Here is an 11,892-nt window from a genome sequence, read left to right on the forward strand (position 1 = left end):
CCCAGACTGAACATGGCGGTTATCCTCGGGGACTTTGAAATTTTCCTGCCGTTTAAGGCAAACTACTGGCTTCCTCGTCTAAAATAATATAAACTTATACTTTCAAATATATACTCCTGTTTAATATGACATTCCTACTGAACACCCGCAGGTTGTGGCCTGCTTTTTTTCTGACCTTGCTACTCGTCGGCTGTACCGAAGAGCTGCCTAAAGAAACGCCACTAACGATAAGAGAAGACCAGGCTACTGCCTATAACCGGGCCAAAGAAGTCCGTGAAAACACTTCCCTGGAACTCTATGATGGTATTACCATGAGCCTTTGGGCCTCCGACTCACTGGCTCCTGACCCTATTGCGATGTCGATAGACGATGAGGGCAATGTATATCTCACCAGAACCAATCGTCAGAAACACTCTGAGTTCGATATTCGTGGCCACCAGGACTGGATGACCCGTTCCATTGCATTGCAAACCGCAGAGGAACGCCGGGCCTTTTTACATAAGGAATTCGCACCAGAAAACAGTGCCAGAAATGAATACCTGCCCGACCTCAACAATGATGGCTCTCATGACTGGAAAGACCTGGCTGTGGAGGAAGAAGAAGTATGGAAGCTCACAGACGAAAATGGTGACGGCATTGCCGATGTATCAAAGCGTATCCTGAGCGATTTTCACGACGAAATAACCGACGTAGCCGGAGCACTGCTAGTAAGAAAGAATGATGTTTTTGTTGGTGTTGGCCCTGATATGTGGAGGCTTCAAGACACCAATGGCGATGAAGTGCTGGACAAAAAAGAGTCGATAGCGACAGGGTTCGCTGTACATATCGGCTTCGGCGGGCACGGAATGTCGGGTGCCATTGAAGGACCAGATGGTCGTATCTACTGGGGCATTGGCGACATTGGCGCCAACTTGACCGCCAAAGACGGGAGTACTTATAAATATCCCAACCAGGGTGTGATTGTAAGGTCGGATCCTGACGGGAGTAACTTTGAGGTTTTTGCTGCCGGACTTCGCAACACGCATGAATTTGTTTTCGATGCCTATGGCAACATCATCAGCTCCGACAACGATGGTGACCACCGTGGTGAAAGTGAAAGGCTTGTACATATAGTAGAAGGCCATGACGCTGGCTGGAGAGCCAACTGGCAGTATGGAAAATACACCGACCCCCGAAACAACAAGTACCATGTTTGGATGGACGAAAGACTCTTCCAGCCACGTTGGGAAGGTCAGGCTGCTTATATCATTCCTCCCATCATGAACTATCACAACGGGCCAACGGGAATGGTGTATAACCCTGGCACGGCACTTGGCTCAGCCTGGAAAAACCATTTCTTCCTTGTGGAGTTTGTTGGCAACCCAAGCAGGTCTCCTATCTGGTCGTTTACCCTGAAGCCTAAAGGAGCTACTTTCGAATTGGAGCAGGAGAAGAAACTAGCTTTGGGCATCTTACCAACTGGTATCCGGTTTGGGCCGGATGGCGCACTCTACGCCGCCGACTGGATCAATGGATGGGACACAAAGAACTATGGCAGAGTATGGAAAATAGATGTAACCAGCGACAAGAACGACCTGGCAGCCGCTCGTAAAGAAACCAAAGAGCTGATGGTGCTTGACTACGAAAATCAAAGCGAAGACAGGCTGTATGAACTACTTTCTCACGCCGACATGCGTATTCGTCAAAAGGCGCAGTTCGAACTGGTAAATCGGGGGAAAAAAGGAGCGCAACTATTTAAGAAGGCCATCGATCAAACCGACAACCAACTAGCAAGAGTTCATGGTGTTTGGGGTCTTGGGCAATTGGGAAGACAACGCCTCGACCATGCAGCGCCGATTGTTGGGTTGCTTGGTGACAGCGACCCTGAAATCGTTGCTCAGGCTGCCAAAATGCTTGGAGATTTAAAGTACGCTGAAGCTGCCCCTCAGCTTGTAAAACTTTTGAGCAATGACTATCCCAGAGCGAGGTTCTATGCCGCTGAAGCATTGGGCAGAATCAAGTACGAACAGGCTATTCCTGACCTAATCAAAATGATTGAGGCCAACAACGATGAAGATATTTACATCAGACATGCAGGCGTACTCGCTCTTAGCCGGATAGGCAAGCAAGAGCCAGTGGTGGCGTTGGCAAGCAGCTCAAGCAGGGCTTTGCGCATTGCCGCTGTGTTGGTACTAAGAAGGCTTGGCAGCGAAAAAGTAGCCACCTTCCTCAAAGATCAGGATGAGTACATTGTAACGGAAGCAGCACGGGCTATCAACGACGACTGGTCGATTGAATCTGCACTGCCAGCTTTGGCAGCAACTCTGGCCGAGACTAGATTTACCTCCGAGCCTTTGCTTAGAAGGGCCATTAACGCCGCCTTGAGAGTGGGTGGAGACAAAGAGCTGGACATGGTCATTGCCTTTGCACTCAGAGATGGCGTGGCGCCGGAACTAAAAGCAGAAGCACTTGCGACGCTGGGCACCTGGGCCAATCCATCGGTGATGGACAGAGTAGACGGCCGCTATCGTGGAGAAATCAAAAGAGACGCTGCACTTGCTCAGGCAAAAGCGAAAGCGAATGCTGGTAAGTTTCTTCAGAGCTCTAACAGTGCCGTGGTGATGGCCGCTGCCAATATGCTGGCAGAATTACAAGTATCTGACTTTAATGACAAGCTGGCCACTATGATGACAAGCCACCCGCTTCCCGAAGTGAGATCTGCTATGCTCACCAGCCTGGGCAAGCTTAATTACAGCGACATGGAAGGACTCGTGAAGAAAGGTATGAACGACAAAGAAGGCGAAGTGAGGACAACAGCCCTCAGCCTTTTGAGTGGAATGGAAATTTCTACAGAAAATCTACCCGGCATCGTCACTCCTATTTTTGCTAAAGGTTCTTTGAAAGAACAACAGGAAATGTTGACAGTGCTGGGTAAAATGTCCGCTGAAAAGAGCGAGGCAATCTTGTCAGGGCTCATCGACCAGCTTACTGCCAAGAAACTGGACAAGAGCCTGACGCTTGATCTCATAGAGGCATCCGAGGCAAATGGTTCAGCGGCACTCGCCGCCAAGCTTGAGCCGTTAAAGTCTGATGATGCAAATACCGTGGCCGCATTCCAGGAAACGCTTTATGGCGGTGATTCTCGTTTGGGTGGAAGAACATTCTACACCCACCCAGCTGCACAATGTACCCGCTGTCACGTGATCAGAGGCGAAGGCACTACAGTCGGCCCACAGCTTGGCGGAATAGGCAGTGTGCTGACAAGGGAGCAAATCCTTCAAGCATTGATCGAGCCTGGTGCAAGACTGGCACCTGGGTTTGGTTCCGTGTCTCTGACGTTGAAAGACGGACAAAAAGTGTCTGGCATTTTGATGGAAGAAACCGACAAAGAGTTGGTGCTAAAAACCTCAGAAGCCGAGCCACTTCACATTCCCACAGCGAGAATAAGCGAACGCAAAAACTCACCGAGCAGCATGCCACCCATGGGAGGCATTATGACAAAGAGAGAGATCAGGGATGTGGTGGAGTTTTTGGCGAATTTGAAATAGATAATTTTAAGTTTCACTTAAAACAGAAATCCCCTGTCGAAATATGGTTCGATAGGGGATTTTTCATTTAAGGCACCTTGCAAAATTTCGTCAACGCACCACACTCATGTTGGAAGAATAGCCTGGCGAATCCGTGACATCGGTTTCAGATCAGGAATTTCCCAACTCACCCTTGCTTCTCTGCTCATTAGTAATTCTTTTGTATAGAACCCGAGCAGAAAATCCTTATGGATAATGTTGGTGGAGGCTAATTCACCAAGGAAATTTTCAAAACCAATATCTTCTACAAATTCTAGGTGATATTGCATAATGGCCTGAATGTAAAACTCAGTAGTCGTTTCGTGGTACCCTTCCTCTTCTGTATTCTTACCGCCATTGCTGACATTGTATTTTTTTATTCCGTCTTTGATGAGCTTTCTGGCTTCTACTACCGGATGATGATAGATATACCATGTGGCCATTACGAAGTGAGCTAAGTGGCTCCAATCAGCCGGTGGCAATGTGCAAGTTTCAAATCCTTTTACCAGTTGTTGTGCTTCCCTGTAGGTCATATCTATTTTGATCTGATATTAATATCCTCCTTGTATGTGCTCATCACAATCGTAGTACTTGTCCGAGTCACAGCCGGGCTTCCTTTGATCTTATTAGAAAGCAACTCCTCCAGCTCGCCTGTATCTTTCACCAGCACCTTCAACAGCAAGTCATAGTCTCCAGCAATATGGTGGCACTCCAATACCTCCGGCAACTCGGTAAGGTACAGTCTGGCTTTTGAGGCTCCTGCATGCTCCAGCCACACCTGCACAAAAGCAAGCAGTTTAAGCCCCAACATCTCGCTATTGAACCTTACGGTATACTGCTCAATCACGCCCGACTTATCAAGCTTGCGCAGCCGCTCCGTCACCGCCGGCAGCGACAAATGAATCTTCCGGGCAATGTCTGCACCAGATATTCTGGAGTTGGTGGCCAACTCGTCAAGTATCTTAAAATCTGTATTGTCCATTGCTGTTGTTCGTTACAAAGTTAATTTTCAATTTACTATATAAGTATTTTCGTAACAAATAACAGCTATTATTAAAAATATAGTCAATAGTACTTAACTATATTTAGCAGTGAGTTCTTGTGCTAGCTCAAAAGACTAACTTTATTTTGTACGAAACCATTATTGTATTGCTTTGGATTCTCCACGCTGCGATCCACTTTTCATTTGTAAAAAGGCCGCTTTAAACATAGATTTAGGGTTCAACACTTTTACCTACTCGTTTATGAAATCCTTATTGCTTACCTGCCTCAGTACCCTAGTTTCGCTCTTCGCTTTTTCGCAGATGATTCCGCTTCCGGAGCATCCCAGACCCGACTTTGAAAGAGCCGATTGGAAAAATCTCAATGGCATATGGGAATTCAAGTTTGATGCAAACAATGAAGGCTTGAACGCAAACTGGAGTGCGGGTAGTACCGCATTTGATAAAACCATCCTTGTTCCATTTCCATGGGGCTCCACCCTCTCCGGCGTAAAAGACGAAACGGACATCGCCTGGTATAAAAGAGAAATCACTATCGACCCAAGTTGGGAGGGCAAAAAAACCTTCGTGACCATTGGTGCCTCCGACTGGGAGACCACTGTTTGGCTTGATGGGCAAAAGCTTGGCAGTCATCAGGGTGGCTATACTCCATTTTCGTTTGACCTAACACCTTATGTCAAGTACGGGGAAACTCAAAAGCTCGTCATCAGAGTAGATGATATCCGCCGAGACTTTACGTTGTATGGCAAGCAAGGCTATGGCAATGCCAGAGGTCTATGGCAAACCGTTTACCTGGAGGCCAGAGGGAACAACTACCTGGAAGCCGTTCATTTCACCCCCGACATTGACAACAGCAAAGTGGACGTAACAGCCTATTTGCCAGAGGAAGCAGCGAAGGATCTCAAAGTAACGGTCACAATTAAAGGTACACCAACGCCGATCTCACAGGAAGCGACTATCACAAAAGGAAAAAACAAGGTGCGGTTCAGTATTAATATACCGAACGCTCACCTTTGGAGCCTTGAGGATCCCTTCCTTTACACTGCTGAAGCAACGCTGGGAGATGACGCAGTGAGCACATACTTTGGTATGCGCAAAATTTCCGTAGTGAACCTCCCGGGTACCGACTATCCATACATTGCTCTTAACAACAACCCAATCTACGTTCAGCTTACTTTGGATCAATCTTATCACCCCGATGGCTTCTATACTTTCCCTTCTGACCAGTTTATGCGGGAAGAAATTGAGCGAAGCAAATCCATTGGACTGAACGGCATCCGTGTCCATATCAAAGCCGAGGTGCCCCGCAAATTGTACTGGGCCGATAAGCTAGGCCTGCTGGTGATGGCCGACTTACCTAATAGCTGGGGCGAGCCGGAAGAGAAAATGCAAGCTGAAGCAGAATTCACTCTTCGGGAAATGATCAAAAGAGACTACAACCATCCAGCGATTTTTTCATGGATTGTTTTCAACGAAACATGGGGCCTGAGAACCGCTGTGGAGGTCAATGGCAAAAAGGAGAACAAGTACCTGCCCAGAACACAAAACTGGGTCGCCTCCATGTATTACCTGACCAAGTCGCTGGACGGAAGTCGATTGGTAGAAGACAACTCCATCTGCTGCGGAGCAGGTCACACAGAAACGGACATCAACTCCTGGCATAGCTACCTTCCCGGCTGGGAATGGGAGGCTTTTATGGCCAATCTGGAGAAAAATACCTATCCGGGCAGCACTTACGACTTTGAAGACGGTTTCAAGCAAAGCAATCAGCCCAATATCAATTCGGAGTGCGGCAATGTGTGGGGCTACGATGGCAGCACCGGAGACGTGGACTGGACGTGGGACTACCACCGCATGATGAACACCTTCCGCAAATACCCATTTATGTCAGGCTGGCTGTATACCGAGCACCATGATGTGATCAACGAGTGGAACGGCTACTGGCGCTTCGACAGGACGGAAAAGAAAACCGGGCTAGGCGACATAGTTGCAGGAATGACCACTAACGACTTTCATTCCCTGGTTTACCTTTCTACTGGCAATGAAATCAGCAAAACGGTAAAGGGCGGAGAAACAATCAGCGTGCCACTTTACCTTTCTTCAATGAGCAGTGCGGAAATGGGCAGCCAGCTAAAGATAGTGTACGAGCTGACTCACACCAACTACCTCGGCGAAACGTCAACCATCAAACAAGGCAGCCAATTGACAGACTATAAGCCATATATTCAATCGACACCAACCCCAATAGAAGTGACAATGCCTTCAATAGCTGGCTTGTCTATCCTCAAGTTGAGACTGGAAGACATGAGTGGCAAAGTGGTGCACCGCAATTTTACGACCTTTGAAGTAACTGGAACCGACAAGGTGGCAAAAACGGAGGTGATCAGTGTTGCTCCGGCTTCTTTCACCAAAGCGGAGTGGAGCGAAAAACAATGGACTGTACTGGATGGGTTAAAGGTAAATGGTGCCGGAAAGGGCAGCTTCGAATACACTTTTGACCTGAGCGGTGCTGAAACAACGAAAGCAAAAGAAGCTTACTTTTTGGTAGAAATATCTGCCAAGGAGCTTTTCGCCAAGGACAAGGAAAAATTCGAGGCGGGTAAAGACTATATGCTGGGTGCCAGAGCTGAGCCGAGCGCCAACCCCAACTCCTACCCTATGACAGACGAGACCATGTTCCCGTCTACCGTCTCTATTTGGGTAAACGGCACCAAAGTGCAAACTACTACCCTTATCGATGATCCAGCCGATCACAGAGGCATTTTGAGTTGGCACCATCAGTTGCAGGATAAAAAACTGAGAGAAGCAGGCTCTTATGGCTACCTCACTAAAGTGCCTGTTTCAAAGAGAATGCTAAAAGATGCTGCAACTACGGGAAAGCTAATCGTTGAAATAAGAACAGAAGGCGAGGGTGGAGTGGCCGTTTATGGCAAGTCATTTGGGAGGTATGCAGTGGATCCGTCAATTGTTTTGACGTATTGAGGGCTGAAACGATATTTTAACACAACTTGAATGTGTGGTCGAATTAATCATTTCCTGTCTTTACTAGGATTCCTTGGATGAAAGGATTTTAGGATTTTCGAGTAAGGTCAGGAAATGCTTCGATAGTTACTGCTTAGCCTTAACATCTGGGTGTTTGGTATTATAGATTCTCTTATATTGAAGGCTGCGGCTACCAAAATTGATTAAGAGACCAACAGGTAAATTGTAAGCTTCCAGGTAGTTTCTGCATTGGTTAAGATGATTATCGTTCAAGTCGATCACCGCTTTCAACTCAACCATGATCTTATCTTCAACGAAAAAGTCCACTCTGCGAGTCCCAATATCAATTCCTTCATAATAGATGGTCATTTCCATCTCTCTTGCATACCCAAGACCTTGCTTTTCCATTTCGATTGCAAGTGCTCTTTGGTATATTACCTCTTGAAAACCGTTTCCTAGAAAGGTATGTACCTTCATTGCGCACCCAATTATCCGATGTGTGAGTTCTTCGTAAATCATGGCTTCTGATAAAGTTTGGATTCAAATAATTTCAGGTAACTAAAATACTAATCTTATCATCTTTCAATCCTATAAATCCAAGTAGAGACAAAATGGAAGGCCAAATAATTGACATTGAGAACAAAAGAATTTACCCCGGCAGACTCACCATAGAAGCAGGAGTCATAAAAAGCGTTGACGAGTTAAAAGACGCTCCGCCAAGGTTCATTCTTCCCGGCTTTGTAGATGCGCATGTGCACATTGAAAGCTCAATGCTGGTGCCGTCCGAATTTGCGAAGCTGGCCGTAACACATGGCACAGTCGCCACAGTATCCGATCCCCACGAGATTGGCAATGTGCTGGGCGTGGCGGGCGTTGAGTTCATGATTGAAAATGCCAAAACCGTTCCCCTGAAGTTCAACTTCGGAGCCCCCTCCTGCGTGCCTGCCACTCCGTTTGAAACAGCTGGATCCATTATTACGGCTAAGGATATTGATTATCTGCTTTCTAAACCTGAGATCAAATACCTTGCTGAAATGATGAACTGGCCGGGGGTGCTGCATCGGGATGCACTGGTGATGGACAAAGTCAAAGTAGCGCAGAAGCATGGCAAACCTGTAGACGGCCATGCTCCAGGACTCAAAGGAGAGCAAGCCGCCAACTACGTCGCCGCCGGTATCAGCACCGACCATGAGTGCTTCACTATCGAAGAAGCCCTGGACAAACTGAAACACGGCATGAAAATCCTTATCCGGGAAGGTAGTGCAGCCAAAAACTTTGAGGCGTTAATCCCGCTAATGAAGGATCACGCCAGCCAGCTGATGTTCTGCTCCGACGATAAGCACCCTGACAACCTCATCGAAGGGCATATCAATCAACTCGTCGTGCGAGCCCTGAAAAAAGGGCATGACCTTTTCGATGTGCTGGCAGCAGCATGCATCAACCCTGTCAAACACTACGGGCTAAATGTAGGTTTGCTGGAAGAAGGCGACCCTGCGGATTTTATTGTGGTAGGCAGCATCGAAAACTTTGGTGTTCTGGAAACCTGGATCGACGGGCAAAAAGTAGCCGAACATGGAAAGGCCCTTTTCGGCACCAAACCTTGCACGCCCATCAATCAGTTCAATTGTCAGCCAAAGAAACCAAATGACTTCCACCTCAAAGTAGGTGGTTCGCAGGTAAGAGTCATCGATGCCCTCGACGGCCAGTTAATCACAAAAGAAAGCTGGTTTGATTCAAGCCTGCTGGATTCAGACTCACAAACTTCTGTCGAACATGATGTCTTGAAATTTGCCGTCATCAACCGTTACAGCGATCAGCCACCAGCCATCGCCTACATCCGTAACTTTGGATTGAAGCAAGGCGCCGTTGCCTCCACCGTCGGGCACGACTCGCACAATGTCCTGGCCATCGGCGTATCCAACGAAGCTATCTGCGAAGCAGTCAACCTATTGGTTGAGAACAAAGGCGGAGTAGCTGCTATTGGAAAGGGAAAGCAAAAGGTGCTACCATTACCGGTGGCCGGATTGATGGCGGTCGAAGACGGCTATACCGTGGGAAGGAAATACCAGGAAATAGACCTGCTGGCCAAGGAATTGGGCTCTACACTCAACGCCCCATTCATGACCCTGTCGTTTATGGCGTTGCTGGTAATCCCTGCATTGAAGCTAAGCGATAAAGGTCTCTTCGATGGCGGGAGTTTCAATTTCGTGGAGCTGTTTCAGTAACAATATCTTACTTAACCCATTGACTATTAGCTGTATTCTTTGGAAATTCCTAAAAAAGACACCCATGAACTCTACTGCTACATTGTTCGCCCTCGCTATTGTATCCTTTGCTCTGGTCTCTTGTTCAGAAGAACCTAAAGGCCCCGTCGACAATCGACCCGTTATCAAGTTTCAAGGCACTGTTGTCGATAGTAACACCGGAGATCCTGTGAGTGGTTTGGAAATCAAGTATTACAGTGAGCTTGGCTGCAGCGCCATCCTCAAGGATATCACCACTGAGTCGGGTAACGATGGCGGCTTTTCCATTTCTTACAGAAAAGACATCGACAGTCTCATTACTGTATCGCAGTTGGTGGATGTGGACACATCCCACATCTACCACGGTATCAACCTGTATGAACCATATTTTCTCGTAACTAAAAGGACGCAGGGGCCTAGAGAAATTATTCTGAGCCGGGACGGCAACCTGAGGCCGAATCAGGAAACTGTATTGATACAAGTTGTAAAGGCTGGGGTGCTTGAGTTTGAATTTGAGTACCAGGAATTCAAGCACCCAAAAAGCATCATGGAAATTAGCATTTACCTTAAATCGGCGCCCGACGAGCCTTACCAGCAACGGTACTATTACAGCGATGGAGAGTTCACCGACACCGACGGCCTTCCCGACGTTATTGCAACGCTTCCTGCCGACCAACCACTTATTATCCGGTGGCAAGCAAAAGAGGGAGTTGATTTTGCGTTCCCCGAAAATTTTGAGGTCGTTAGCGAAGGCGAAGAGGAGCTTACGCTAGTTTTTGAAGAAACAAGAGCAATTGCCACCTTAAACTTCTAAGAATGTTAACACTGGCATAAGGTCAATAACCATTGAAGCAACTACCTTTGCAGCCAAAAATATTCCCCGCTTGTCAAAACAAGAACCGTTGAAGAAAAAGCTGCTCTTCATTGTCAACCCAACTGCCGGCACACGCACGCACAAGTTTGAGGAAGCCCTGATCAAAAAGTGGCTTGACCATGGGCGATTCAGCTACGAAATGCACGTGACCACCCATGCTGGCAACGGCACCGAAACAATTGTCAGCAGAATTAACGAGTTCGATGGTTTCATCGCAGTGGGCGGCGACGGCACAGTCAACGAGGTTTTTAAAGGCGTGCTCGACAGCAAAAAGTGGTTTGGAGTGATTCCTTCTGGCTCGGGTAACGGGCTGGCCCGCACGTTACACATCCCGATGAACATAGAAGGTGCTTTCCAAATCCTTAACAAAGGGAAAGTGAGAGCAATCGACTACGTAAAAATCAACGACGACAGCTTCGTTAACGTGGCGGGCATAGGCTTCGACGCCAAAGTCGCTCATAAATTCAAAAATTTGAAAGTGAGGGGACTCAAGTCATACGCAAAAGTCACGCTGCAAGAGTTCGGCAAGTCAAAAGACCGTCCGGTCAAAATCTCCTTCAAAGGCAAAACCATCAAAGAGAAAGCCATGATGGTAAGCTTTGCTAACAGCACGCAGTTTGGCAACAACGCCTTCATCGCCCCCAAAGCAGAACTCGACGATGGCAAAGTCAATATAGTCGTGCTTAAGAAATTTCAATGGTTGGACGTACCGTTTCTGGTTTGGCAGCTTTTCAGTAAGTCGATCCATCAATCGAGACTTCAAAAAGAGTATGCAGTGAAGAAAGCGACTATAGAGTCAAAAAAAGGCATCTACCTCCACATCGACGGCGAAGCAAGGGCCAAAGTAAACAAGGTGAAACTGAAAGTCGTGCGCAAAGGGGTAAAAGTCATTGCATAAATCATCCGATCCTTCTACCTTCCACTATAAATCTAAATCCTTTCGATATGTCGCAAGAAGAACAAGGCAAAGTGGAGTCCCTGCTTTCCGAACTCGGTAAGAAAATTGACCAGTTGATCGTTGAAGGCAAAAAGAAAAAGGATGGTTTGACTGACGAAATAGAAGAGAAAATAGCGGAGCTCAAAGGCCAGAAAGAAAAGCTGGAAGAAGAGTTTGAGTCTTTCAAAACTAAAAATGAGCCCAAATGGATCGAAGTAAGGGAACACCTTGAAAAGGCCATTGGTGAACTGCGAGCCGCTGCGGAAGCTGCTTTTAAGAAAATGAAGAGTTAGCACGAAAGTTATTTGTT

The 11,892-nt window shown here is 47.2% G+C and carries 9 protein-coding genes; 6 read left to right on the forward strand and 3 right to left on the reverse strand.

From position 1 onward, the window contains the following. Positions 1–125 precede the first annotated feature (125 nt). On the forward strand, positions 126–3,527 hold the full coding sequence (locus GC130_RS13200) for a HEAT repeat domain-containing protein (RefSeq protein ID WP_151998792.1): 3,402 nt from the start codon (positions 126–128) through the stop codon (positions 3,525–3,527). A gap of 104 nt (positions 3,528–3,631) precedes the next feature. Here the strand turns inward: GC130_RS13200 and GC130_RS13205 are convergent, their stop codons facing one another. Then, a complete protein-coding gene (locus GC130_RS13205) occupies positions 3,632–4,078 on the reverse strand; it encodes a hypothetical protein (protein ID WP_151998793.1) in 447 nt (148 codons plus the stop codon). Positions 4,079–4,080: 2 nt separating this feature from the next. Next, positions 4,081–4,527, reverse strand: coding sequence for an Lrp/AsnC family transcriptional regulator (locus GC130_RS13210; RefSeq protein WP_151998794.1), 447 nt, complete (start codon positions 4,525–4,527; stop codon positions 4,081–4,083). Between the two features lie 262 nt (positions 4,528–4,789). Between GC130_RS13210 and GC130_RS13215 the strand changes: the two genes are divergently transcribed. Continuing rightward, entirely contained in the window at positions 4,790–7,528 is a 2,739-nt protein-coding gene (locus GC130_RS13215; protein WP_151998795.1) for a glycoside hydrolase family 2 protein, read from the forward strand. 126 nt (positions 7,529–7,654) lie between these two features. Here the strand turns inward: GC130_RS13215 and GC130_RS13220 are convergent, their stop codons facing one another. Beyond that, positions 7,655–8,047: a GxxExxY protein gene (locus GC130_RS13220; RefSeq protein ID WP_151998796.1), complete on the reverse strand. Its 393-nt coding sequence runs from the start codon at positions 8,045–8,047 to the stop codon at positions 7,655–7,657. Positions 8,048–8,139: 92 nt separating this feature from the next. Between GC130_RS13220 and ade the strand changes: the two genes are divergently transcribed. From ade to GC130_RS13240, 4 genes are all read left to right on the forward strand, one after another. After that, positions 8,140–9,753 carry an adenine deaminase gene (ade, locus tag GC130_RS13225; protein ID WP_151998797.1) on the forward strand — a complete coding sequence of 538 codons (1,614 nt, stop codon included), beginning with the start codon at positions 8,140–8,142 and terminating at the stop codon, positions 9,751–9,753. A 64-nt stretch (positions 9,754–9,817) separates the two neighbouring features. Continuing rightward, positions 9,818–10,585, forward strand: a complete 768-nt coding sequence (locus GC130_RS13230; RefSeq protein WP_151998798.1) for a hypothetical protein — start codon at positions 9,818–9,820, stop codon at positions 10,583–10,585. A gap of 70 nt (positions 10,586–10,655) precedes the next feature. Further along, positions 10,656–11,543 (forward strand): diacylglycerol kinase family protein, encoded by an 888-nt coding sequence (locus GC130_RS13235; protein ID WP_193217854.1) that lies wholly within the window; start codon positions 10,656–10,658, stop codon positions 11,541–11,543. 47 nt (positions 11,544–11,590) lie between these two features. Then, entirely contained in the window at positions 11,591–11,875 is a 285-nt protein-coding gene (locus GC130_RS13240) for a hypothetical protein (RefSeq protein WP_151998800.1), read from the forward strand. Positions 11,876–11,892: the final 17 nt, after the last annotated feature.

It is taken from the genome of Imperialibacter sp. EC-SDR9 (assembly GCF_902498805.1).
Taxonomy (GTDB): domain Bacteria; phylum Bacteroidota; class Bacteroidia; order Cytophagales; family Cyclobacteriaceae; genus Imperialibacter.